Raw genomic sequence first — 24,732 nt, 5'->3', positions numbered from 1 at the left:
AGATCCACTTTATATTTTAATAGATTTTAGGCAACAAAAAGGCCGCAAGGTTTCCCGATGCGGCCTTTAAACTTAATATCAATATAATTATTTAATAACTTCTAAGCCACCCATGTAAGGGCGTAATACTTCTGGTACAACAATCGAGCCGTCTGCTTGTTGATAGTTCTCTAAGATTGCTACCAGTGTACGACCAACTGCTAAACCTGAACCATTTAATGTATGAAGTAGCTCTGGCTTTTTCTCACCTTGACGACGGAAACGCGCTTGCATACGACGTGCTTGGAAATCAACCATGTTTGAACATGATGAAATTTCACGATAGGTGTTTTGTGCAGGTAACCATACTTCTAAATCGTAAGTTTTAGCTGCGCCAAAGCCCATATCACCCGTACATAAAATTACTTTACGGTATGGAAGTTCTAATGCTTGTAAGATTTGTTCAGCGTGACCTGTTAGCTCTTCTAGCGCTTGCATTGAATCTTCTGGTTTTACTAGTTGTACTAATTCAACTTTGTCGAATTGGTGCTGACGAATAAGACCACGTGTATCACGGCCATAGCTACCTGCTTCACTACGGAAACAAGGTGTATGTGCGGTTAAACGAATTGGTAAGTCGCTTTCGTCGTAAATTTCGTCACGAGCACTGTTCGTAAGTGGTACTTCAGCTGTAGGAATTAAGCTAAAACCTGGTTGTTGCTGACCGTCGTCATCCACTAAACCTAAGGTGTGGAATAAGTCACCAGCAAACTTAGGTAATTGGCTAGTGCCGTATAAGCTTGCGCTATTAACTAGGTAAGGCACATACATTTCTGTATAACCGTTTTTCTCTGTGTGCGTATCAAGCATGAACTGCGTAAGAGCACGGTGCATACGTGCAACTTGACCGCGCATAACAGTAAAACGTGCGCCACTGATTTTAACGCCCATTTCAAAATCTAGGCCGTTTACGTCTTGACCAACATCAACGTGATCTTTTACTTCAAAGTCGTATGACTTAGGCGTACCCCAGGTTGAAATTTCAACGTTTTGATCTTCGTCTTCACCTACTGGAACAGACTCATCAGGTAGGTTTGGAATAGCAAGCGCAATTTGCTTAAGCTCTTCAAGTACTGCGTCTTGCTCTGCTTTAACGCTGTCTAGTTGGTCGCCAAGATTACTGACTGAATCAAGCAGCTGTTGTGCTTTTTCGTGCTCGCCTTTCGCTTTTGCTTGGCCGATAGCTTTTGAACTTGCATTACGCTCGCTTTGAAGTTCTTGCGTTTTTACTTGTAATGTTTTGCGTTTTTCTTCAAGTGCAGTTACCGCTGCAGTATCAAGTTCGTAACCGCGTGATGCTAAACGTGCAGCCGCTTGTTCGATATCTTGACGTAAATATTTAGAATCTAACATGTTCGATTTTTAACCTTTTTGCATTACCAGCTGAAGGCCCAGCCAAGCCATAAATATACACACCACCACGTTTAAGGTGATATTGAGGGCCATTTTAAAAAAGTGACCTTGTTGCAAGAGCAACAACGAATCCATTGAGAATGTTGAAAAGGTGGTCAATGCACCTAAAAAGCCAATACCAATTAAGGTTTTAGCGGGGCTAACAGCGATTATTTCTTTTTCAATCAAGCCGTATAAAATGCCCATTAACAATGAACCAAGAATATTAACTGTCAACGTGCCAAAAGGGAATCCCCTACCGAGCAGTTTTAGCATGGTTTCGCTAAGAAAATAGCGTAAACATGCCCCTGAAGCGCCACCCATTGCAATCATCATGTAAAGTTTCAAACTATTCATAACGTTTAATATCACTTTGCTCGTTACGCTGAGTTAAATAGTCCAGCTTTTGTTTTATTTTTTGTTCAAGCCCGCGATCGGTTGGAAAGTAATACTGGCGATCATGAATTGCCTCAGGAAAATACTTTTCGCCTGCTGCAAACGCACCTTCTTCATTGTGTGCATAACGATATTCAGCGCCATAACCCAAATCTTTCATTAAGCTAGTTGGTGCATTGCGTAGATGCTCTGGCACCGGATGGCTCGGCTCATTTTTAGCATCTTGCATAGCTTGATTAAACGCCATATACACAGCGTTACTTTTCGGAGCACTGGCTAAATAAATGGTGGCTTGTGCAATAGCGCGCTCACCTTCACTGGGGCCAACACGTTGAAAAATATCCCACGCGTTGAGTGCCACTTCCATTGCTCGCGGATCTGCATTGCCAATATCTTCTGTAGCAATCGCTAATAAACGCCTAGCCACATAAAGCGGGTCGCCGCCACCGGCTAAAATACGGCAGTACCAATATAAAGCGCCATCAGGTGAACTACCCCGTACAGACTTATGAAACGCTGAAATCAAGTCGTAAAACTCATCGCCGCCTTTGTCGTACTTGGCTAAGTGAGTTGGTAGAACTTGGCTTAAAACATGTTGATCAACAAGGTATTTGCCCTGCTGCTCAGTTGTTAAATCAACCGCTTGTTCTAACAGGTTAAGCACTTTACGCGCATCGCCATCACTTGCTTGGCAAAGCGCTTGTTTAGCGTTTTCGGCAATTTCAATGTGTTTTTGGCTGAGCTCTACGTCTTCACGTAAGGCGCGCTCAATTACGTTAAATAAATCGGCTTGCTCAAGTGCTTTTAATACATATACACGGGCACGAGACAATATCGCGTTATTAAGTGCAAATGATGGGTTTTCGGTGGTCGCGCCAACAAAAATAAAAGTACCGTCTTCGATATGTGGTAAAAATGCATCTTGCTGAGATTTATTAAAGCGATGCACTTCGTCAACAAACAATAAGGTTCGTTGCCCTCGCCCGGCAAGGTTTGCTTTTGCTTCGCTTACGGCCTCACGAATGTCTTTTACACCCGCTGTGACTGCCGACATTTGAATAAGACTGGCATCGGCATGATTTGCAATAATCTGCGCTAAGGTGGTTTTACCAACGCCTGGCGGCCCCCACAAAATGAGGCTGTGGCATCGACCTGCAAGAATCGCTTGGTAAAGAGGTTTATCGGGGCTTAAAAGGTGCTGCTGACCTATGTAGTCATTGAGTGTTTCGGGTCGCATGCGCGCCGCAAGTGGGCGCACATCAGGACCAAAATTAAATCCGAGATTACTCAAGCCTTAATCACCTTGGCTTTGGTCGTCAACTTCAACGCCTTCAGGAATAGTAAACTCAAAGGTTTGAGTTGCAAGTGCTTCGTTTACTTTAGCATCTTTAAAGGTAAATAAAGACTGTTGACCAGAGGTATCTAATACTGTCAGTGATGCTAGACCTTGCTCTTGAGCATTAAAGCGAATGTCTAACTTTTCAACTTGGCTCTCAACGCCTTTATTTGGCGTGACGCTGAAACCTGCATCGGTTGCCACAACTTGGTATTTAGCCCATTGCTCTGGATCTTTTGAAGTCAACAATACAAACGGAGTTGAATCAATCAGGCTGTGGGTATTCATAATCGTTACTTGCTCAGCAAAGCTGTCGAAGTAATACGTTTTGTCGCCATTTGATACAAACAAGGTATCGTCTGGGCTTTGTTGCTGCCAGCGGATCATCATAGGTTGCTGAAGGGCAATATTCCCTTCACCTTGCATAATAGCTTCGCCTTGCGAATCGGTCACTTGCTGTGAAAACTCAGCTTTAAAACTTTTAATTGCAGCCAGTTGTTGTTGCAACGCTTCACTGTCGTCTGCAAAACTTTGACCGCTTAATAAACAACCCATAATTAGGGCTAGGTATTTAATTTTTTTCATTAATTTGCTCCACCATTTGGCACTAAGACTTCGCGGGCACCGTTGTGTCCTGGTGCGCTAACAATGCCTGATGTTTCCATTTGTTCAACTAAGCGTGCTGCGCGGTTATACCCTACACGAAGCTTACGCTGTACACTCGATACCGACACTTTGCCGGTTTCAATTACAAATGATACAGCTTCATCGTAAAGCGGATCTGACTCTTCATCACCGTCTTCACTGGTTTCTCCTGGTAGTAAAATTTCTTCTGTGGCATCGCCACTTAAAATTTCATCAATATAATTTGGTTTGCCACGTTTTTTCCAATCGTCTACAACCGCATGTACTTCATGGTCGTCAACAAACGCGCCATGCACACGCACTGGTACACTGGTACCCGGCGGTAAGTAAAGCATGTCACCCATACCAAGTAAGTTTTCAGCACCTTGCTGATCTAAAATGGTACGCGAGTCAATTTTACTTGAAACTTGGAACGCCATACGGGTTGGAATATTCGCTTTAATCAAACCGGTAATTACGTCAACCGATGGGCGCTGTGTTGCTAGCACTAAGTGAATGCCTGCAGCACGGGCTTTTTGCGCGATACGTGCAATCAGCTCTTCCACTTTTTTACCCACGATCATCATCATGTCGGCAAATTCGTCAATAACCACCACAATACTTGGTAGTTTATCTAGCTCTTCAGGGCCATCGGCCATGCCGTCGGTGTCTTTAAACAGTGGATCTAGAATCGGTTGACCCGCTTCTTTGGCATCCAACACTTTCTGGTTGTAACCTTTTAAATTACGCACACCAAGTGCCGACATAAGCTTATAACGACGTTCCATTTCGCCTACACACCAACGCAATGCATTGGCTGCTTCTTTCATGTCGGTAACAACTTCACATAATAAATGTGGGATGCCTTCGTACACAGAAAGTTCAAGCATTTTCGGGTCGATCATGATCATACGAACATCATCAGGGCCCGATTTGTACAGTAAGCTTAATATCATTACATTAACGCCCACTGACTTACCTGAACCTGTGGTACCCGCAACAAGTAAATGTGGCATTTTGCCAAGGTCAGCGCATACCGGCTCGCCAGCAATGTCTTTACCTAACACCATAGTCAGTGGTGATGGATTTGATTCGAACTTAGGCGCATTAATAACTTCGCTTAAACGCACTATTTCACGGTGTTTGTTTGGTAGTTCTAAACCTACATAGGTTTTACCCGGAATAACTTCTACCACACGTACGCTTACAGCAGACAGTGAACGTGCTAAATCTTTCGCTAGGCCAGTGATTTTAGCTACTTTAATACCCGGCGCTAAATCAAGCTCAAAACGCGTTACAACCGGACCTGGGTAAACACCCACAACCGCAGCTTGAATGTTAAAATCAAGTAATTTGGTTTCAACTAGACGCGAAATACCATCAAGCTCTTCTTGAGATAATGGGTTTTTCGCTTTATCTGGGCGGTCTAATAAATCAAGTGATGGTAACGGGTTTGTAGGCGGCTGCTCTTCAAGCAAAGCTTCAAACTTTTCTTTTGCCGTTGGCGGCGGCTCGTATGCAGGCTTTGGCTTAGGCATAGGGCGCGCAGGCGAAACAACCGTTGTGACAGGTTTTTCTGGCTCAACAACTGGGCTCTGATCAAGCGCATTCAGTGCCGATACGGTATCGAATGATTCATCATCAAGGGCACTAAAACCAATTTCTTGGTCAAGAATATCGTCTAGCTCATCGAAGCCTTTAAAGTCATCATCGGCTTTTTCAGCAGGCTTTTGCTTAGCCTTAACAGGCTTTGGTTCTTCTTCATCCGCATCATTAAAGCTAATTGCTGGCTCGTTTTCTGGCTCTACAAAGTTAGCGTCAGGCTCTGTAGTGGCGATATCTTTAACAGCTTCTTTTTCACGATGTAGCCAAGCAGAAAATTGCTCACGTAAAAAGTAGAATGCTTTCATCACCCACTTGCCGACAAAATCGACAAATTGCACCCACGAAATACCGGTTAATAGGGTTAAACCAGCAAAGAAAAAACACAGTAGTAAAATGGAGGTGCCGGTAAAATTAAAGGTAGGCATCATTGCTGTCGCAATAACATCTCCCACTACCCCACCAGATGAGAAGTTATAAATATCATCAAAATTTATGCTGCTGATGGCAGTTGCTGAAGTAATAAACAGCGCAAAACCAATAACACGTAAGGCAAGCGTGGTGTAATCAAGCTGGAAAATACGGTGTGGCTGTTTAAACAATAAATAACCGAACAATTGAATAGCAACAGGCACTAAATAAGCAAGCCAGCCAAAAGTGAGTAATAGGATATCTGCAACCCAAGCTCCCGCTGTGCCGGTAATATTCTTAACATTAACAAATTCACCGGTTTGCGACCATGAAGGGTCCGCAGGATCAAAACTGATTAATGCACATAAAATAAATACTGCAGCAAAGGTGCTGATGATTAGCCCCGTTTCTAACAGTCTTTGAACACCATTTAGGCGCATAGCTCCCTATTCCTTATTATTCTTTACTGATCGATTAGCAGTGAAATACCTTAGCAGGAAATGCCGTTTGATGCACTTTATCTTAGCCTTGATGGACTGATAATGAACAAGTTTTTGTTACTCAATATGTATTTTAACAGTTTAGGCAATATATGGGCGAATAATGACCCCTTCTTCACCTTTTACTTCTTCCATTACCACATAAGTTCGGCTTTCACTGACATTTGGTAGTTTTAGTAGAATATCACCCAGTACATTGCGATATTCCGACATATCATTTACACGTGTTTTTAATAGAAAGTCGAAATTACCCGATACTAGATGGCACTCGATTATTTCGTCGTGCTTTTTAACTGCAGCATTAAACTCTTCGAAAACATCTGGTGAGGTTTTAGTGATGGTTACTTCTACATAAACCGACAAACCTTGGCCAAGTTTAGCAGGATCCACTACTGCTTTATATCCGAGTATATACCCCTCTCTTTCGAGCTTTTTTACCCGCTCCAAACAAGGGGTGGCACTTAGCCCTACACGCCTTGCCAGCTCTACGTTAGAGATCCGACCATCGAGCTGTAATTCCATTAAAATTTTACGGTCTATTCTGTCGAGTAATTGATGCATAAGCCAAACCAGAGTTTTGCACTGTTTAAAATGTATTTTTAGATTATATCACTAGAATGACACTTAAAAAAGGTGAGACACACTGGCTGGTCATGAATATAATAGTCAAAAATTTTATCCCGTTCTATTAAGGCGAAAAACTATGATTATTGGTGTACCTAAAGAAATCAAAAACCATGAATACCGTGTAGGTATGGTTCCTGCGAGTGTTCGTGAACTAGTAAACCATGGCCACCAAGTGTTTGTTGAAACTGATGCTGGTATGGGCATTGGCTTCACTAACGAAGATTATGTTGCAGCTGGTGCTGAAATTTTACCAACAGCAGCAGACGTTTTTGCTAAAGCTGAAATGATCGTTAAAGTAAAAGAGCCACAAGCTGTTGAGCGTGCAATGTTACGCGAAGACCAAATTCTATTTACTTACCTTCACTTAGCACCGGATCTTCCACAAACTGAAGACCTAGTTAAAAGTGGCGCAGTGTGTATCGCTTACGAAACAGTAACTGATTCACGTGGCGGTTTACCTCTTCTTGCTCCTATGAGTGAAGTTGCTGGTCGTATGTCTATCCAAGCTGGTGCACAAGCGCTTGAAAAATCAAACCACGGCCGTGGTATGTTACTTGGTGGTGTACCAGGTGTTGAGCCTGCTAAAGTTGTTGTTATCGGCGGCGGCATGGTTGGTCGTAGCGCAGCGCAAATGGCTGTTGGCCTAGGTGCTGACGTTGTTGTTCTTGACCGTAACATCGACGTACTACGTGCATTAGACGCACAGTTCGGTAATAAAGTTAAAGCTATCTACTCTACTGCTGACGCACTAGAAAAACACGTACTAGAAGCTGACCTTGTGATCGGTGGCGTACTAATCCCAGGTGCAGCGGCGCCTAAACTAGTGACAGCTGAGCACATCAAAGCAATGAAGCCTGGTTCTGCAATCGTTGACGTTGCAATCGACCAAGGTGGTTGTATCGCAACTTCTAAAGCAACAACTCACGCTGATCCTACTTACATCGTTGATGACGTTGTTCACTACTGTGTTGCTAACATGCCAGGTGCTGTTCCACGTACTTCTACGTTTGCACTTAACAACGCGACATTACCATTCATCATCAACCTTGCTAACAAAGGCTACAAGAAAGCGCTTCTTGACGATGCAAACTTCTTAAAAGGCTTAAACGTGATCAAAGGTAAAGTTACTTATAAAGAAGTAGCTGAAGCTTTCAACATGGAATATGTTGACCCACGTACAGCTGTTGAAAATGCTTAATTAGCATTGTGAAACAAAAAAAGCAGCGATATCGCTGCTTTTTTTATGCCTGTTTGCAAGTGTGAAGTGTTCTACTTGCAAACAAGTTTGAAAATAGTTTTTAACGACGCTTAGTTTGTTTAGCGCGTTGATTGTGCTTTTTAACCGCCTTACGGATTTGGTTAATTTTAGCACGCTTGTCTTTACGCTTTTCAGGAATAACCGACAGCTTAGTTTGCGTTTCGCGGCCTAGTTGTACTGTTTTACGTAAATAGTTAACCGTGTCTAAATCAAGCTCAGCCCAACCACCTTGTGGCAAGCGCTTATCAAGCTCTAACTTACCGTAACGAATACGGATAAGACGCGATACTTCAACATCTTGTGATTGCCATAAACGACGTACTTCGCGGTTACGACCTTCTGTTAAAGTCACATTGAACCAACGGTTGATACCTTCACCACCCATAGGTTTGATGTTTAAGAATTTTGCAGGACCATCTTCAAGCTCAACTCCTTTTGTTAAATTGCGTAGCGTTTCGTTAGTCACTTCACCAAACACACGAGCTGAGTACTCACGCTCTACTTCGTAGCTTGGGTGCATTAAACGGTTAGCAAGTTCACCATCGTTAGTAAACAGCATTAAACCAGCGGTATTAATATCTAGTCGGCCAACTGCAATCCAACGTTCGCCATCAACACGTGGTAGACGATCAAATACCGTACGACGGCCTTCAGGGTCTTTACGTGTACATAACTCGCCTTCTGGCTTGTTATACATAAGTACACGACAAATACGGTCTGCTTTGTCTTCAATTTTTACTACGTGACCGTCAACTCGAATTACATCGGTTGCTTCAACACGGTCGCCTAAACGTGCCACTTTACCATTCACGCTCACACGATTGGCATCGATGTATTTTTCCATTTCACGACGTGAACCCACGCCAGCACGGGCTAATACTTTTTGTAACTTTTCAGTTTCTACATTACTCATTCAGATAGTTCTCTCACAGAAGGATCGCTCAATAACTGGTTGATTTTACTCTCCTGAAGTTCAGGCAACGGCGGTAATTCATCTAAACCAGCTAATGAAAAATAATCTAAGAAAGCGGATGTTGTGGCATATAACGCTGGGCGCCCGGGCACCTCTTTATGGCCAACAACTCTAACCCACTCTCTTTCTAATAAGGTTTTAATTATTCCTGAGCCAACAGCGACCCCCCGCACTTGTTCAATTTCACCACGGGTAATGGGTTGTCTATAGGCAATCAAGGATAAAGTTTCTAGTAGTGCTCGTGAGTATTTAGGTGCGCGCTCTTGCCATAAGTTTGCCAGCCAAGGCGCTAAACTAGCGCAGGCTTGAAACCTGTAACCGCTGCCTACTGCAACAAGCTTAATGCCTCGGGTTTGATAATGCGTTTGAATTTGTTCAATTGCATTATTAATGCGCGGCATAGAAACGCTTAAATCAGCTAATACTGTCTCTTTTAAATGACGTTTAGACACAGGTTTTCCAGCAACAAAAATCGCGGCTTCTATGATTTCGACTAACTGTTCATCACTGATACGTTTTGTGGCCATTGCTACTAAAGGTCATTTTAAATCACTAACGCTCTATTATGACAGAAGTCGGCCAAGGTTGGAAAAATTATTGTAAAAAAGCCAGTGTAAAACACTGGCTTTGGGGGATATTTATGAATGAATGTTGAAATTAGCTATTTTTAACCATTTCAAGGGCATCATCTTCGGCAACGTCGCTACCATATTTGCTAATGTAATTAACAAACTCAGTGCGGCTTACACGCTTATCTTTGTTACTATCCATATAGCCAAAGTGATTTGCGATATCGTCGTCATCGGCTTCTTCAATAGAAACATAACCATTTTTGTCGTTATCTAACGATTTAAAGTCATTTTCGATTGGGTCAAATTTAGCGATTTCAGCTTTAAATGCTGATTCAGATACCTCACTATCAGTTGCTACCTTGCCCGTATTTAATTGCATGTATGCATTAAATTCAGTACGGCTGATTTGCTCATCCATATTGGTATCGATATTTGAAAAATGATCCCAAATTGCATCATCGTCAGCTTCTACCTTAGAGATATAACCATCATTGTCATTATCTAGGCTGCCAAAATCGCTGTCGATTTTTGCTAACGAATTACTTGCAGAACATGCTGAAAGGCTTAAAGCTGCTAAAATTGTTGATGCTAAAGTTAACTTGTTCATAAGACATTTCCTTGTAGTCGATTAGATTCACTTCGACTGTTACAAATTGAATGCCAAAATGCCTTATTGGCTAAAATCAAGCACTTACAGCCTGGTTAAGTTGGGGTTAAGCCTATGATTTAGCAAGCTTTTCATAGAGTGCTGTAATTTTTTCATAAAAAAAGCGCTCCGAAGAGCGCTTTTTACAAATAACAAAAATGCCGCTATTAGATAGCTGCGTTTTGGTAACGCTTAACGAAGTCTGTTACTGCTTCGCCATTACATTTTAACGTATTTAAGTTACCAATTTTTTCACGCACAGGTGTTAAACCTTTTTTAAGTGCAGTGATGCAAAGTTGAGTTTCTTTTTGCTCATTTTTAGCAAACACTTCAACAGCTGCTTTTGCTGCTTCTTGTGATTGTGCTTTTTTAGCAATTTCACGGATGTCAGTGCCGTTACATAAAATGCTTTTTGAAAAACGTGACATTGAAATGCCATGCTTTGCTGCTTCTTTACGTGCAGCGGTAAACCCTTCGTTCGCACTTAAGCTACATAACTTTGATTCAATACGGTTATCAGCTGAAAAGTAGTGCGGGTTGCTTGCTAATGAGCCAAATGAGATACATGCAAGAGAAAGCATCACTAATTGTTTTTTCATGGTTTACCTTTAAATAGTACATAATATGAACGGATGGTTTGCGCGCATTATATAAACAAAAATCAGTAGATCAACTGAATTATTTATTTAATTTAATAATTAATAGTGAGTTAACAATGTTTTTAAATTAAGCAGCAATTGATCAACATTTACCCAATTTGATTTTCGTAATTAGCTCATGAATAAGCCCTAGTTTGATGATAGAATTGCGCTAAACACTGAAACAAAAATAATAGGTGCACCATGAAGGTAATCTCATTTAACATTAACGGCCTGCGCGCTCGTTTACACCAATTGCAAGCCGTAATTGATAAACATCAACCAGATATTATTGGCTTACAAGAAATCAAAGTACATGATGAGGCCTTCCCTCTCGAAGATGTGCAAAAAATGGGTTATCACGTTTATTTTCACGGTCAAAAAGCGCATTACGGCGTGGCTATGTTATGTAAACAAGAGCCGAAATCAGTAGTTAAAGGCTTTGCAACCGATACCGACGAATCACAGCGTCGTATGATCAGTGTTACCGTGACACAAGAAAATGGTCGTGACCTAACGGTGATGAATGGCTACTTCCCGCAAGGCGATAATATTGCCCACGAAACCAAATTCCCTTATAAGCGTCAATTCTATAAAGATTTAATGACTCACTTAGAAGATAACCACACGCCAGAGCAAGATGTTATTGTGATGGGCGACATTAATATTTCACCGACCGATCTCGACATTGGTATTGGTGAACCAAACCGTAAGCGCTGGTTAAAAACAGGTAAGTGTTCGTTCCAACCTGAAGAGCGTGAATGGTTAAGCACTTTATTAAACTGGGGCTTTAAAGATACCTTCCGTGAACTTTACCCAGAAAAAACCGAGCAATACTCGTGGTTTGATTACCGCTCAAAAGGTTTTGATGACAACCGCGGTCTGCGTATTGATGTGATCTTAGCAACTCCAGCACTTGCCGAGCGTTGTGTTGAGTCTGGTATCGATTACGAATTACGTGGTATCGAAAAACCATCTGATCATGCGCCAATTTGGTCAACATTTAACGCATGATAGACACACTGCAATGGCAGCTCCCTTTGTGGAGCTGTGTGGCTCTAATACTTTGGCTCAGCTTTGATAAGCAAAGCGCATCACAATTATTGGCAACGCCAATAAGACAAGTTGGTGTGCTCGCATGTGCTTTAGTACTTGCGGTACTGTGGCGCATTAAAGCGGGGATATTGCCAGGCCTCGAATTGCATATTTTAGGGCTCACTGCAGTGACCCTAATTTTAGGTTGGCGACTGGCTATTTTTGCAAGCCTTCTTGCAAGTTTACTCTTGGTATTAGTCGCTCAGTTGCCAGTATCAATACTGCCAGTGCATTTATTGTTTACTGCTTTTTTACCAATTACATTGAGCTATTTGTGTTTTGTGCTTTGCTATAGCTACCTGCCGAGACACTTTTTTATTTATATCTTTTTATGCGCGTTTTTAACCGCTGCTGTTATCGCATGTATAAAAATACTTACCAGCGGTGTGTTTTATTACTTGCTAGGTGATTACAGTTTTATTGAGATTTCAGAAAACTATCTGATCCTGTGTGCCATAATTTGGTTTCCTGAAGCAATGCTCAATGGCATGGCCATTACCTTGATGATCACATATCGCCCTCATTGGGTTAAAACCTTTTATGATAAGGACTATTTAGACTCATGAGTCTTCACTATCACTGCCCGCTTTGCAAACTTGAACTTACTCTAAACGACAAAACTTACCGTTGTGACAACAACCACAGTTTTGATATCGCCAAAGAGGGTTATGTCAATTTACTTCCCGTGCAAAATAAAAAGTCTAAACAACCGGGCGATAATCTTGAAATGGTGCAAGCTCGCCGCGCTTTTTTAAATGCCGGACACTATTTGTTTTTACAGCAAGCTTTAGCAGAGCTAGTGGCATCTCTCGAACCAAGTTCAGTGATTGATTTAGGCTGTGGTGAAGGCTTTTACACTCAAGCAATTGCAGCGCAGTCGAGTGCTGATGTATATGGTGTCGATATTTCTAAGCCCGCGGTAAAATACGCCGCTAAGCGTTACGAAAATGCGCATTTTAGTGTCGCGTCGATTAGCCAAGCCCCTTTTGCAGATGCGCAGGCTGATGTGCTTGTTAGTGTGTTTGCCCCTTTATTTGCACAAGAACTTGCTCGCCTTGCCAAACCGCAAGCTAGTTTAATTGTTGCAAGCCCTGGCCCTTGGCACCTTAAAGAGTTAAAAGCGTTTATTTATGCCGATGTAAAACCGCATACAGAGATAGAACCACCAGCAGGTTTCAGCAAAGAGTCGATAAACTTGTTAAAGCAACAGGTACTGTTGTCTGTCGATGAGGTTAAACATTTAATTATGATGACGCCATTTGCGTGGAAGTTTCGCCCAGAGCATTGGCAGCAGATAGAGCAACAAGGCCCACAAAAAGTAACGTTATCGTTTTATGTGAGCCAGTTTGTTCGCGATTAGAAGTGTTCTTTAGTGAAGGCTTTGTCCATTTTTTCGAACATGTCTTTTAATAATTGAGCTAAATCAGTGTAGCGTGGTTTTTCAGTCGTTAATTGTGACTGATAACCATGCGCCTTCATTTTACTGTGCAACTCGGTATACCAGCTTAACATTGCTGGTTCTAAACGGGTTTCTGCACGGCGGCCTAGCCACAACAAACCTTGAAGTGGTAGTGATAAAAAGAAAAGCGCGATAGTGATAGCTTGCGGAAAATAATCACTACCTAAGTAATTCACTTGCATAAAAACGGTCAGCATTGCCAATATTGGCATCACTGTAATTGCCAGATCAGTGGCCTTGATCACTCTAAATTCGGCAAACAATGGAGCGAGCTCTTGTCGCATCGGCCATTTTTTAGCGTACTGACGACCTGTTTGCACTTGTGACATGACACCTTTTTGCATCATCACTCCTAGGGTTTTCAACTTGTTTCACAACCGAGTGTAACACACTCCCGGATACAATCCCTGCAAAACCTGTCCTAGTTTTAATACCAAATTAATGGTTAGGAGACTAACGTTTAAAGTCTAAATGAGATAAAATGTTATCGGCTTAAGTCAACCAGACTTTAGTATAATTACAGCCTAGCTTTGTTAAGTGTAGCAACAAAATACTTATTTACTATACTGGCAAAGAATTCTAATTATCAAGCCTTAATATACACTGACTGATATCGTACTTTTAGGACCTAGCTATGTCGACGCCCCTTTGCTCACCACAACATGTTTTAGTACTGAACTGTGGTAGTTCAAGTTTAAAATTTGCCATTTTAAATGCCGCCACTTCTGACGAAGTTATTTCTGGTTTAGCTGAGCGCCTTGGCTCAGACACGCCTTCAATCAAATATAAATATAATGGTGAAAAACAACTTATTGAGCTTGCAAAGGGCCAAGCCCACGATGCAGCAATTGCTGAGCTTGTGAAGCTAGTTAATGAGCTAGGCCTTGCAGATAATTTAATTGCTGTGGGTCATCGTGTTGTCCACGGTGGTGAGCATTTCACCGAATCTGTGCTTATTGACGATGATGTACTTGCAGCTATCGAAAAAACTGCCGCACTTGCTCCACTTCATAACCCAGCCAACTTACTGGGCATTCGCACTGCACAGCAAGCGTTCTCAGCGCTGCCACAAATTGCTGTATTTGATACGGCATTTCACCAAAGCATGCCAAATATTGCTTACTTATACGCCCTACCTTACTCGCTGTATAAAGAGCACGGCGTAAGACGTTATGGGTTCCATGGCACGAGCCATTATTATGTTGCAGGTGAAGCGGCAAAAATGCTCGGCAAAGAGCGCGAGCAAACCAATGTGATCAGTGCACATTTAGGTAATGGTTGTTCGGTATGTGCGATTAAAGATGGTAAGAGTGTTGATACCAGTATGGGCCTTACACCGCTTGAAGGCTTAGTGATGGGTACCCGCAGTGGTAGTATCGACCCTGGTTTATTCACGTTTTTAACTCAGCAACTAAATTATTCAGTGCAAGAAATTGATGATTTACTTAATAAGCAAAGTGGTTTGTTAGGTATTAGTGAATTATCAAATGACTGTCGCACTATTGAAGAAGCCGCTGTTGAAGGTCACCCGCAGGCGAACCTTGCACTCGATATTTTCTGCTACCGCTTAGCAAAGCAAATCGCCGCATTCTTAGTACCTGTACAACGCCTTGATGCACTTATTTTCACCGGTGGTATTGGTGAAAACTCAGACATCATTCGTGACAAAGTAATCACTCAATTAGGCTTTTTAGGCCTTGAGTGTGACAAAGCTGCAAACTTAGCGGCACGTTTTGGTAAAGAAGGCTTAATTTCAAAAGGCCAAGCGCATGCTAAAGCGTTTGTGATCCCGACTAACGAAGAATGGGTTATTGCTAACGATGCAGCCCGCATTGCAAAGGAGGGTTAAGTATATGGCACGTAGAATTATGTTGATCCCTATTTCAACTGGGGTTGGTTTAACATCTGTTTCTGTTGGTTTAGTGCGTGCACTTGAGCAAAAAGCGCTTAAAGTGAACTTTTTCAAACCAATTGCACAGCCACGCTCTGGCGATACAGGTCCTGAAAAGTCGACGCAAATTGTTACCCATGGCTCGCCAATTAATCCGCCGACACCATTTGAGCTTAGCTATGCAGAGCAAATGATTGGTGATGGTAAAGGCGACGATTTACTAGAAGAAATCGTAGAGCGCTTTGAAAGCACCATTAAAGAAGACGAAATTGCTATTATCGAAGGTATGGTGCCAACACGTCGTCAGCCTTATGCTGGCCGTGTAAACCGTGAAATCGCGCAAACTCTGGGTGCTGATATTGTTTTTGTTTTAACGCCAAGTAACGACAGCAACGACCAAATTGAAGACCGTTTAGAAATTGCCTCAGGTAACTATGGCGGTGTTAACCACCCTCGCGTGCTAGGTTGTATTTTCAATAAAGTTAATGCACCTTTAGATGACGAAGGTCGCGCCCGTGCAGACCTTGTTGAAGCCCATGAGCCTGAGCAACTTGAAAACGAATTAAACCGTTTAGCATCACTGCCTATTTTCAGAAAACACCCATTTAAGTTATTAGGTTCAATCCCGTGGGATTTCGACCTAGTAGCGCCACGTGTGCGTGATTTATGTGAATACCTAAAGGCCGAAGTTATTAACGAAGGCGACATGGCTCATCGTCGTTTACGTCGCGTTACTTTCTGTGCTCGCACTGTATCGAATATTTTAAGCCACTTTACCCCGGGTGCATTACTAGTTACTCCGGGCGATCGCTCTGATGTACTCGTTGCCGCTTGTTTATCAGCCATGAATGGTACCAAACTTGGGGCTATTTTATTAACCGGTGGCTTTAAACCTGAAGATCGCATTATGAAATTGTGCGAACAAGCTATGAATACCGGCCTACCAATCCTGGCAACACAAGAAGATACGTGGCGCACGTCTTTATTACTGCACAACTTCAATATGGAAGTACCGTGCGATGATGACCAACGTATCGATAAAGTAAAAGATCACAACGCTAGTAACATTGACTCTGACTGGTTAGACAGCCTGGCACAAAGTGTTGGCCGAACTCGTAAAATGTCTCCGCCAGCGTTTCGCTTCTTACTAACAGATAAAGCCCGTCAAGCGAAGAAAACGGTTGTTTTACCTGAAGGTAATGAGCCGCGCACGATTAAAGCCGCAGCAATTTGTGGTCAACGTGGCATTGCAAAAACAATCCTACTTGGTGACAAAGAAGAGATTTTACGAATTGCTGAGCAACAGGGTGTTGAGCTTAACGATAACGTAACTATTGTTGAGCCAAGTGATGTGATCAACGATTACGTTGCGCCTATGGTAGAAATTCGTAAAAACAAAGGCTTAACAGAAGTGGTTGCCCAAGAACAACTGCTTGATAACGTGGTGCTTGGTACTATGATGCTTGAGCAAGGCAAAGTAGATGGCCTTGTGTCGGGTGCTGTTAACACTACAGCGAATACGATTCGCCCACCGCTACAGTTAATTAAAACTGCACCGGGTTCATCGTTGGTATCATCAGTGTTCTTTATGTTGTTACCTGATCAAGTTCTGGTATACGGTGACTGTGCTATCAACCCAGACCCAACGGCAGAGCAACTGGCCGATATCGCGATTCAATCAGCGGATTCAGCGGCTGCGTTTGGTATTGAACCTCGTGTTGCAATGATCAGCTACAGTACGGGTACTTCGGGTTCAGGCGCTGATGTAGAAAAAGTGCGTGAAGCCACTAAGCTTGCCCAGCAAAAGCGCCCTGATTTAGTAATTGATGGCCCGCTTCAGTACGACGCTGCAATTATGGAAAACGTAGCACTTAAGAAAGCACCAGACAGCCCGGTTGCAGGTAAAGCAACAGTGTTTGTATTCCCTGATTTAAATACGGGTAATACAACCTATAAAGCCGTACAACGTAGTGCCGATTTAATTAGTATTGGGCCAATGCTGCAAGGTATGCGTAAGCCGGTAAATGACTTGAGTCGTGGTGCATTAGTAGACGATATTGTTTACACCATTGCCCTAACGGCGATTCAAGCTAAGCAAGTTGAAAGCTTAGAAAATTAACCCTTCAAAATTTAGGCTAATTTATAAAACCCTTATAAATTAGCCTGTTAGCTTCTTTATACTGACCTATTCCCATATTTATCCACAGATTCTGTGGACAACCTCAACAGCGATATTGAGTAAAACCTCAGCAATCAAAATTATTGCGCTTTATCTTAACTTTGTTTACCTATACTATAAATTCAAAGGCTTCAAAGATAGGATCGCAGATGTCAAAACAAACGTTACAACTTCATAGTGAAGAACTTACCATTCATAGTTTAGATGTCGATGCAACGATTGACCCTGCCTTACTCCAACAAGCTATTTTCTTTATTGCAAAAACGGCTGATGAACTGTCTATTGTCTGCCCTAGTAGTTTCCAACTCGACAGTCTTGATCAAGAAACCGACTGGCAAGCACTTGAAGTCATTGGCCCACTTGGATTTTCGTTAACTGGTATTATGGCGAATATTTCTGGCGTGTTAGCAAAAGCGTCGATTTCGATTTTTGCTTTATCAACTTACGATACCGATTATGTATTGGTGAAAAAGCAAAGTATGGCAAAAGCCATTACAGCTCTGAAAAAAGACGGTTACCATGTGCTAGGTGATGTTAAATAAGCCATGACTAACGAAGTTCAATACTTACCCGAACGCAGCCTCAGAAAAGCACGCTGCATGGCCATTAAAAGCCCATTTACTGGGCGTGTAAAAAGCATTAGCGAACACCCTGAGCCATTTTTTCGTTTTGCCACCCTTGGCCCAGGGATTAGTGTTGAATTAACTAGCCACAACATCATCGCGCCATTCGATGGCACCCTATTACAAGTTAAAAATGCCGGTAAAGAATACATTTTACAGGCAAAAAACGGTTTAAAAGTTTTATTAAACTTATCGTTTTCATCGGTTGAAGAACATATCAACCACACCAATATTGCTAAATTAAACGGCAGTAAAATTAGCAAAGGTGAACGATTAGCCTATTTTGATTTACGCGAGCTGAGCAGCCCTATGCTTGGCACACTCTGCGTTCTCAATAGCCAACACCTTGGACCCCTATATTATTCACTATCTCAGGTCACTGCTGGGGTAGACACATTACTCACTGTAACGAAAAAGTAGAATTTATGACTATCATGTACGGTATCAGCAATTGCGATACAATCAAAAAAGCCAAGAAATATTTAACTGATAACAATCAAGAATTTACTTTCCATGATTACCGTAAAGACGGCATTAGTGCTGAGCTAGTTAACGAATTTGCAGCGCACATTGATTGGCAAGACTTAGTTAATAAACGCGGCACAACTTACCGTCAATTATCTGATGAGCAAAAGCAAAACCTAGATAAAGAATCTGCATTAGCATTGCTGGTTGAGCAACCTGCGATGATCAAGCGCCCGGTACTTGTGCATAACGGCCAATACCACTTAGGTTTTAAAGCAGCTCAATACGATGAGATTTTTGCCTAATGACTCACCCTGTTATTGAACTTGCTCAAGCGCTTATTCAGCGTGAATCAGTAACGCCTGAAGATGCTGGTTGCCAAGCGTTAATGAACGAACGCCTTGAAAAACTAGGCTTTAATATTGAATCACTGTTTTTCACTGATACCTTGAATACTTGGGCTCGTAAGGGAGATGCGTCACCGCATTTTTGTTTTGCAGGTCACACAGATGTTGTACCAACAGGCCCTGCAAAAAATTGGCAGCACCCGCCTTTTTCTGCACTGGTAAAAGACGGCATGTTACATGGCCGCGGTGCAGCCGATATGAAAGGCTCTTTAGCTGCCATGGTAGTTGCCACCGAGCGTTTTGTGGCTAAGCACCCAGATCATAAAGGGTCAATTTCGTTTTTAATTACTTCTGATGAAGAAGGCCCGTTTATCAACGGCACAACCCGTGTTATCGATACTCTTGAAGCACGTGGTGAGAAGATTGACTTATGCCTAGTTGGCGAACCATCTTCACGTGATGTACTTGGCGATGTGGTAAAAAATGGACGTCGAGGTTCATTAACTGGCTTTTTAACCGTGAAAGGTGTGCAAGGCCATGTTGCTTACCCGCATTTAGCGCAAAACCCGATTCATTTAGCTGCTCCTGCGTTAACTGAGCTGAGTCAAACCGAGTGGGATCAAGGTAACGAATTTTTCCCTGCAACCAGCTTTCAAGTTTCGAATATTAACGGCGGCACCGGTGCCGGTAACGTGATCCCTGGTGAGCTTGAAATTCAATTTAACTTTCGCTTTAGCACTGAAGTGACTCACCAAGAACTACAACAGCGAGTCGTAGAAATTGTTGAGAAACACAACCTGAATTACGAGCTAAATTGGATTGTTAATGGACTGCCGTTTTTAACCGATCATGGTCCGTTAGTTGATGCCACCGTGCACGCTATTAAGCAGGAGACTGGACGCGACACCGCGCTTGAAACCACCGGCGGTACTTCTGATGGCCGTTTTATTGCGCAAACGGGCGCCAAAGTCATTGAGCTTGGTCCGCGTAATGAAACTATTCATAAAGTAGATGAATGTGTTAGCACGGATGATTTAATTCAACTAGCTGATATTTACGAAGTCATTTTAGAGCAACTGCTTACATGAACCAAACCGAGCTTAAACAATGTGCCACGGGGTTAAGTAGCTCACATTTAGTTGAGCTACAAAATCATCGCTTGCATCGTGATATTGTTAATGATTTTTTAGCTCTGCAGCAGGGAGCAAAAGAAGCAGGTATTGATCTGACAATTGCCTCAAGCTTTCGAGACTTTCATCGTCAAAGTGCTATTTGGAATGCTAAATTTCAGGGCCTTCGATCGGTTTACACCCTAAAGCAACAAACGGTAGATTTAGAAAGCCTAAGTGATACTGAAAAGTGCCACGCTATTATGCTTTACTCAGCACTTCCGGGGGCAAGCAGGCACCACTTTGGTACCGACCTCGACATTTACGATACCCGCCCTATTGACGATGATTACCAGCTGCAATTAACGCCTGATGAGTATTCGCCCACAGGGCCCTTTGCCAAGCTTGCTGCATGGCTTGACGATAACCTAGAAAAGTATGGTTTTTATCGCCCTTACCAAGAATACAAAGGTGGAGTTGCCCCTGAGCCTTGGCATATCAGCCATATCGGTGTATCAGCTAAGATGATGGAGTATTTGTCAGTTGCAACATTACAGCAATGTATTGAACAAAGTGAGCTTAGCGGCAAGCAAGCAATACTAGCCGAACTAAACACCCTATATGAACGCTACGTATTAAATATTAATACGCCCTAATTTTAGCCATTAAAAACACCAGTACAGCGCCAAGAATTAAGGCGCTAGCTACAACTAAACGCGCTGTTAATTGCTCATCTAAAACCACCACCCCAGCTAATGTGGCAAGCACAGGCACGGTTAGCTGCACCACCCCTGCTTGGCTACTTTTAAGCCTAGGTAGTGCAATGTACCAAATGCTATAGCCAAGCCCAGATGCAAGCGCTCCTGAAGCTATCGCCAAATAAACCCCACTCGCAGTAATACCTTGCCAATCAACCATGGCTAGTAAGACTAAAATTGGCACAAGTATTAAACTTCTTAGAAAGTTAAAGCTGGTTGCTTGCAAAGGTGAGCTGCATGATTTTCCGCGAATACTGTAAACACCCCATGCCACGCCACTTAACGCCATGAGCATTGCTGGCATGAAAGAAGGCACTGTGGCTGAGGGCAGCATTAAGTAAATAAAACCAGCAAAAGCAACAAACAAAGCCCCCCACTGTACTTTACTGAGTGGCTCTTTATTTAAAACACTATGGCCTATCATGGTTAATTGTACTGCCGAAAATAAGATAAGTGCGCCTGTGCCTGTGTTTAAATCAACATAGGCAACTGAAAAGCACAGCGCGTAAACAAATAAACTAAGGGCACTGATATTGTTACCTTTATCGGTTAAAGGTTTAGCTGATTGTGATTTTGTTTGCTTTAGCTTTGTTTGCCATAAAAGTAAGCCTAGTAACATAAACGCTCCACTTGCTAAGCGAATGGCAGTAAAACTTAACGGATCTATATCACCACTTTGTAATGCCATTCGGCACAGCAAAGAGTTGGCTGCAAACGCACAAAGTGCAATCAAGGTATACAGTATGGTGCTCAACAAATGAGTTATCCTTTTGGTTTTAAAAAAGATAAGACCTAAAATTAGACAATTAACTTACGATTTTTTACATAATTTATCATAGAAGGTTAAGCCGCGTATGCTAATCTCAGTACATTGTTTAAAAGGAGTGTTCAGTGCATCGACGTTTATTTATTGGAGCTGCTTTACTGTTATCTGGTTGCAGTACCATAGGTATTACTGATCTATTCCAAGATTATGCGACGCAGCTAAGACCTGTGCGCCAAGCTGTTTCTCAAAATAACATAGCAAGTGCTCAGCAGCTTTTGCCAAGTAACAGCCGAGGCCATAGTAACTATTTATTGAATCAGCTTGAAACGGCCCGTCTTGAGTTTTTGGCTAAACAAAATTCCGAGGCCAATGAGACCTTTGAAGCTGTTTATCAAAATATGGAAAAAAAGCGTCAAGCAGCCAAAGTACAACTAAGTGCAGGCCTTGAGCAAACAAATTCATTATTAACCAATGACTCAGTGATTGGTTATGAGCCAGCAGCTTATGAAATGACCATGCTGCATAGCTACAAAGCACTGAGTTATGTATTTGATAAGCAACTTGAATCTGCATTAGTTGAAGTTAGGCGTGCTAATAAAGTGCAAGAAGATGCACTAAAAGAGAACCAAGCTGTACTTGATGAACAAGCGGAACAGGCAGCCGAAGGCTACCCTGATATGGCCGAGTTAATTGGCAATGTTAAAAATGGCTTTCAAAATGCCTTTACGTTTTATTTGTCTGGCCTACTTTATGAGGCGGATAAACAGTTTGATGATGCCTATATCGATTATAAGAAAGCACTCGAAATAAATAGCGAAAATAGCTACTTACAGCAAACAGTGTTACGCCTTGCCAAAAAACAAGGGTTTGATCAGGACTTTGAAGAATTTAGCAAGCGCTTTGGCAAGCTAAAGCAGACTCAAGCAAACACGGGCCAAGTAATTGTAATTGCAGAGCAAGGTTTGATACCAGCAAGGCAAGAGTTTCATTTACGGTTACCCATTTATACCTCCCGTGGTGATGCACGCTTTTACAGTATTGCCATGCCAGTTTATCGCGATGCGCCCTATGCGGGCAGTGATAAAACCGTGAGTCTTGGTGGTGAAAATTTGCCACTGACGCCCATTGTTAGGCTTGAAGCGTTGGCAGCAAAGACGTTAAAAGATCAAAGTGCTGGCAGAATAACCCGCCAAATTATGCGTTTGGTTGCGAAAGAAAAGATGCGCGCAGAATTGGCAAGAAGCGGCGGCGATGTCGGTAATATTTTAGCGAATATTTATAACATTGCATCAGAGCAGGCTGATACGCGAAGCTGGTCGACTTTACCTAGTCAACTGAGTATTGCGCAGCACGCGATGCCAGCAGGTCAGCACGCTTTAACCGTGCCAGGGCATGGCGAAATAGACTTTACGGTTAGTAAGCAAGGGTTAACCTTGATTTTTCTAACCTCTATAAATAACTACTACGACACACATGTTGTACAACTCTAGGAGCAATGATGAAATACTTAGTGCCACTATTAACCATTTTACTTGTTGCGGCTTGCTCCTCACGCCCTACCACTTCTGGCATTGGTGTTGAGCAGGCATCACAACAGTATAACCAACAACTGATTGTTAATAACCCTGAACTTGGCAAGAAATTAGCCATTACAGATGTAAAAACACGCCAAACAAATGGCTTAACGGATGTTGTTGTGACACTGGCAAGCCAGTATAAAAAGTCTCAATACTTACAGTATCAATTTACTTGGTATGACGCTGATGGCTTTGTTATTCGCGGCAACCACTCACCTTGGCAACCTATTACATTATTTGGATTTGCTAAGACCCAATTACCGGGCCTAGCCCCGACAGCAAATGCTGTCACCTTCTCGCTTGCAGTGCGTGAAGTGTCAACAGAAGCACAAGAATTTGAAGATTAAGGATACTACAATGAAATTACTTTCTGTTAAATCGGCCGCGGCCGTTGCAATGACAAGCGCTTTATTGCTGTCTGGTTGTGCTAATAAAGCCGTTGTTAGCTATGGTGATGCGCAAGCCGTAGAAACCACAGATATCAACTTTGGTTCAACGGATCTACAAAAAGTAGCAAGCCAAATGACAGACTCGTTACTTGCTTCTCCTGTGGTTGGTACCATGACAGCAAATACCCGCCCTATCGTGTTTGTTGAGCGTATTAAAAACAAAACAAGCGAGCATATTGATACTGAATCTATTACTGATTCAATCTCAACACAGTTATTACGCAGTGGTAAGTTCCGCTTTGTTGATATGACCCGCGTTGAAGCTGTGCGCGAGCAACTTAACTTCCAAAACGTTGACCCACTTGTAAACCCAAATACCGCTATTGCTTTTGGCCAGCAAGTTGGTGCGCAATATATGTTATACGGCAACTTATCGAGCATTGTTAAATCGAATGCTGACAAGGCTGATGTGTATTACAAATTCACCATGCGTTTAATGGATTTAAAAAGCGGACTAGTTGAATGGGCTGATGAAACTGAAATCCGTAAAACACGTGAGAAATCAACTTTTGGCTGGTAGTCAGGAGGGGTTATGAAATACCTAGTAGCAATCCTAGCAAGCTGTTTATTACTAAGCTCGCCAAGTTATGCTGACTATCAGCGTAACAAAGCAGTACCTGTACAACAGGTGTTGTTTGGCTCAGTACAGTCAGTGCGAACCATTACTGAACAAGAACTGGTCAGAGATAAAACCAACGGCTGGGAAACGTTTGGTGGTGCGCTTATCGGTGGTGTTATCGGTAATCAGTTTGGCGGTGGCAGTGGCCGTACTGTAGCGACCATTTTAGGTTCGATGATTGGTGGCTCTGTTGCTCACAACCGTCAACAAACCAGTCGCGTTATAAAGTATCAGCTCGTTGAATTGATGATTAAAGTAGAAAGCGGCGAACAGTTTATGGTTGTACAAGATAAAGACAACCAAATGCTGTTTAACCAAGGTGATAAAGTACGTTTGGTGTACCTCACCGATAACACGGTACGAGTTGATAAAGCTTATTAA

27 protein-coding genes are annotated in these 24,732 nt (G+C 42.4%); 15 read left to right on the top strand and 12 right to left on the bottom strand.

All coding sequences use genetic code 11. The features are described 5' to 3' along the window. Window positions 1–87: 87 nt before the first annotated feature. The 6 genes from serS to lrp all read right to left on the bottom strand — a co-directional run bounded on the left by serS (window position 88) and on the right by lrp (window position 6,861). Window positions 88–1,392 (bottom strand): serine--tRNA ligase, encoded by a 1,305-nt coding sequence (gene serS / locus AOG26_RS03675; RefSeq protein ID WP_054561278.1) that lies wholly within the window; start codon window positions 1,390–1,392, stop codon window positions 88–90. 9 nt (window positions 1,393–1,401) lie between these two features. Continuing rightward, a complete protein-coding gene (gene crcB, locus AOG26_RS03670) occupies window positions 1,402–1,788 on the bottom strand; it encodes a fluoride efflux transporter CrcB (RefSeq protein WP_082389253.1) in 387 nt (128 codons plus the stop codon). Then, window positions 1,781–3,118, bottom strand: coding sequence for a replication-associated recombination protein A (locus tag AOG26_RS03665; protein WP_054561277.1), 1,338 nt, complete (start codon window positions 3,116–3,118; stop codon window positions 1,781–1,783). Before AOG26_RS03665 ends, crcB begins: the two co-directional genes overlap by 8 nt. A gap of 3 nt (window positions 3,119–3,121) precedes the next feature. Further along, entirely contained in the window at window positions 3,122–3,748 is a 627-nt protein-coding gene (lolA, locus tag AOG26_RS03660; RefSeq protein ID WP_054561276.1) for an outer membrane lipoprotein chaperone LolA, read from the bottom strand. Beyond that, window positions 3,748–6,240, bottom strand: a complete 2,493-nt coding sequence (locus AOG26_RS03655) for a DNA translocase FtsK (protein ID WP_054561275.1) — start codon at window positions 6,238–6,240, stop codon at window positions 3,748–3,750. The genes lolA and AOG26_RS03655 overlap by 1 nt, the downstream gene beginning before the upstream one ends. A 141-nt stretch (window positions 6,241–6,381) precedes the next feature. Continuing rightward, a complete protein-coding gene (gene lrp, locus AOG26_RS03650) occupies window positions 6,382–6,861 on the bottom strand; it encodes a leucine-responsive transcriptional regulator Lrp (RefSeq protein ID WP_054552971.1) in 480 nt (159 codons plus the stop codon). 142 nt (window positions 6,862–7,003) lie between these two features. Here lrp and ald point away from each other — a divergent pair, with 142 nt between their 5' ends. Further along, entirely contained in the window at window positions 7,004–8,125 is a 1,122-nt protein-coding gene (gene ald, locus AOG26_RS03645; protein ID WP_054561274.1) for an alanine dehydrogenase, read from the top strand. Between the two features lie 100 nt (window positions 8,126–8,225). On the opposite strand, the gene rluB is transcribed toward ald, so the two are convergent. The 4 genes from rluB to AOG26_RS03625 all read right to left on the bottom strand — a co-directional run bounded on the left by rluB (window position 8,226) and on the right by AOG26_RS03625 (window position 10,975). Continuing rightward, window positions 8,226–9,098, bottom strand: coding sequence for a 23S rRNA pseudouridine(2605) synthase RluB (rluB, locus tag AOG26_RS03640; protein ID WP_054561273.1), 873 nt, complete (start codon window positions 9,096–9,098; stop codon window positions 8,226–8,228). After that, window positions 9,095–9,685, bottom strand: coding sequence for an SMC-Scp complex subunit ScpB (scpB, locus tag AOG26_RS03635; RefSeq protein ID WP_054552968.1), 591 nt, complete (start codon window positions 9,683–9,685; stop codon window positions 9,095–9,097). Before scpB ends, rluB begins: the two co-directional genes overlap by 4 nt. Window positions 9,686–9,815: 130 nt before the next feature. Continuing rightward, window positions 9,816–10,337, bottom strand: coding sequence for an EF-hand domain-containing protein (locus tag AOG26_RS03630; RefSeq protein ID WP_054561272.1), 522 nt, complete (start codon window positions 10,335–10,337; stop codon window positions 9,816–9,818). Between the two features lie 206 nt (window positions 10,338–10,543). Next, window positions 10,544–10,975: a hypothetical protein gene (locus AOG26_RS03625; RefSeq protein ID WP_054561271.1), complete on the bottom strand. Its 432-nt coding sequence runs from the start codon at window positions 10,973–10,975 to the stop codon at window positions 10,544–10,546. 243 nt (window positions 10,976–11,218) lie between these two features. Here AOG26_RS03625 and xthA point away from each other — a divergent pair, with 243 nt between their 5' ends. Genes xthA through AOG26_RS03610 form a run of 3 tightly spaced genes read left to right on the top strand, consistent with a single transcriptional unit; the run spans window position 11,219 to window position 13,469 of the window. Then, window positions 11,219–12,028, top strand: a complete 810-nt coding sequence (gene xthA / locus AOG26_RS03620) for an exodeoxyribonuclease III (protein ID WP_054552965.1) — start codon at window positions 11,219–11,221, stop codon at window positions 12,026–12,028. Next, window positions 12,025–12,675, top strand: coding sequence for an energy-coupling factor ABC transporter permease (locus AOG26_RS03615; protein ID WP_095209747.1), 651 nt, complete (start codon window positions 12,025–12,027; stop codon window positions 12,673–12,675). Before xthA ends, AOG26_RS03615 begins: the two co-directional genes overlap by 4 nt. Next, window positions 12,672–13,469, top strand: coding sequence for a putative RNA methyltransferase (locus AOG26_RS03610; RefSeq protein ID WP_054561270.1), 798 nt, complete (start codon window positions 12,672–12,674; stop codon window positions 13,467–13,469). The genes AOG26_RS03615 and AOG26_RS03610 overlap by 4 nt, the downstream gene beginning before the upstream one ends. Here AOG26_RS03610 and yfbV read toward each other — a convergent pair. After that, window positions 13,466–13,912 (bottom strand): terminus macrodomain insulation protein YfbV, encoded by a 447-nt coding sequence (gene yfbV, locus AOG26_RS03605; RefSeq protein WP_054552963.1) that lies wholly within the window; start codon window positions 13,910–13,912, stop codon window positions 13,466–13,468. The two genes, AOG26_RS03610 and yfbV, sit on opposite strands and share 4 nt — an antisense overlap. Window positions 13,913–14,202: 290 nt before the next feature. On the opposite strand from yfbV, the gene AOG26_RS03600 reads away from it, so the two are divergent. The 7 genes from AOG26_RS03600 (at window position 14,203) to AOG26_RS03570 (ending at window position 20,838) form a co-directional block, all read left to right on the top strand. Next, window positions 14,203–15,417 carry an acetate kinase gene (locus tag AOG26_RS03600; protein WP_054561269.1) on the top strand — a complete coding sequence of 405 codons (1,215 nt, stop codon included), beginning with the start codon at window positions 14,203–14,205 and terminating at the stop codon, window positions 15,415–15,417. A gap of 4 nt (window positions 15,418–15,421) precedes the next feature. After that, entirely contained in the window at window positions 15,422–17,578 is a 2,157-nt protein-coding gene (gene pta, locus AOG26_RS03595; protein WP_054561268.1) for a phosphate acetyltransferase, read from the top strand. 209 nt (window positions 17,579–17,787) lie between these two features. Continuing rightward, the gene (locus AOG26_RS03590; RefSeq protein WP_054552960.1) at window positions 17,788–18,180 is read left to right on the top strand and encodes an ACT domain-containing protein; all 393 of its coding nucleotides are present in this window, start codon (window positions 17,788–17,790) and stop codon (window positions 18,178–18,180) included. 3 nt (window positions 18,181–18,183) lie between these two features. Further along, window positions 18,184–18,681, top strand: a complete 498-nt coding sequence (locus tag AOG26_RS03585; protein WP_054561267.1) for a PTS glucose transporter subunit IIA — start codon at window positions 18,184–18,186, stop codon at window positions 18,679–18,681. 5 nt (window positions 18,682–18,686) lie between these two features. After that, window positions 18,687–19,031, top strand: a complete 345-nt coding sequence (locus AOG26_RS03580) for an ArsC family reductase (RefSeq protein WP_054561266.1) — start codon at window positions 18,687–18,689, stop codon at window positions 19,029–19,031. Beyond that, window positions 19,031–20,161 carry a succinyl-diaminopimelate desuccinylase gene (gene dapE / locus AOG26_RS03575; RefSeq protein WP_054561265.1) on the top strand — a complete coding sequence of 377 codons (1,131 nt, stop codon included), beginning with the start codon at window positions 19,031–19,033 and terminating at the stop codon, window positions 20,159–20,161. The genes AOG26_RS03580 and dapE overlap by 1 nt, the downstream gene beginning before the upstream one ends. Next, window positions 20,158–20,838 carry a M15 family metallopeptidase gene (locus AOG26_RS03570; RefSeq protein WP_054561264.1) on the top strand — a complete coding sequence of 227 codons (681 nt, stop codon included), beginning with the start codon at window positions 20,158–20,160 and terminating at the stop codon, window positions 20,836–20,838. The genes dapE and AOG26_RS03570 overlap by 4 nt, the downstream gene beginning before the upstream one ends. Here AOG26_RS03570 and AOG26_RS03565 read toward each other — a convergent pair. Further along, a complete protein-coding gene (locus AOG26_RS03565) occupies window positions 20,825–21,694 on the bottom strand; it encodes a DMT family transporter (RefSeq protein ID WP_054561988.1) in 870 nt (289 codons plus the stop codon). The genes AOG26_RS03570 and AOG26_RS03565 overlap by 14 nt on opposite strands. Window positions 21,695–21,831: 137 nt before the next feature. On the opposite strand from AOG26_RS03565, the gene AOG26_RS03560 reads away from it, so the two are divergent. The 4 genes from AOG26_RS03560 to AOG26_RS03545 are packed head-to-tail and all read left to right on the top strand — an operon-like array spanning window position 21,832 to window position 24,732. Beyond that, window positions 21,832–23,196 carry a COG3014 family protein gene (locus tag AOG26_RS03560; RefSeq protein ID WP_054561263.1) on the top strand — a complete coding sequence of 455 codons (1,365 nt, stop codon included), beginning with the start codon at window positions 21,832–21,834 and terminating at the stop codon, window positions 23,194–23,196. Between the two features lie 8 nt (window positions 23,197–23,204). Beyond that, window positions 23,205–23,630 (top strand): YcfL family protein, encoded by a 426-nt coding sequence (locus AOG26_RS03555; protein WP_054552954.1) that lies wholly within the window; start codon window positions 23,205–23,207, stop codon window positions 23,628–23,630. 10 nt (window positions 23,631–23,640) lie between these two features. Continuing rightward, on the top strand, window positions 23,641–24,252 hold the full coding sequence (gene lpoB, locus AOG26_RS03550; protein WP_054561262.1) for a penicillin-binding protein activator LpoB: 612 nt from the start codon (window positions 23,641–23,643) through the stop codon (window positions 24,250–24,252). 12 nt (window positions 24,253–24,264) lie between these two features. Then, the gene (locus AOG26_RS03545) at window positions 24,265–24,732 is read left to right on the top strand and encodes a glycine zipper 2TM domain-containing protein (RefSeq protein WP_054561261.1); all 468 of its coding nucleotides are present in this window, start codon (window positions 24,265–24,267) and stop codon (window positions 24,730–24,732) included.

It is taken from the genome of Pseudoalteromonas sp. UCD-33C (genome assembly GCF_001306895.1).
In the GTDB taxonomy this organism is placed as follows: Bacteria; Pseudomonadota; Gammaproteobacteria; order Enterobacterales; family Alteromonadaceae; genus Pseudoalteromonas.
Note: the sequence above shows the minus strand (reverse complement) of the source record. Positions and strands in the feature narration are given on the sequence as shown.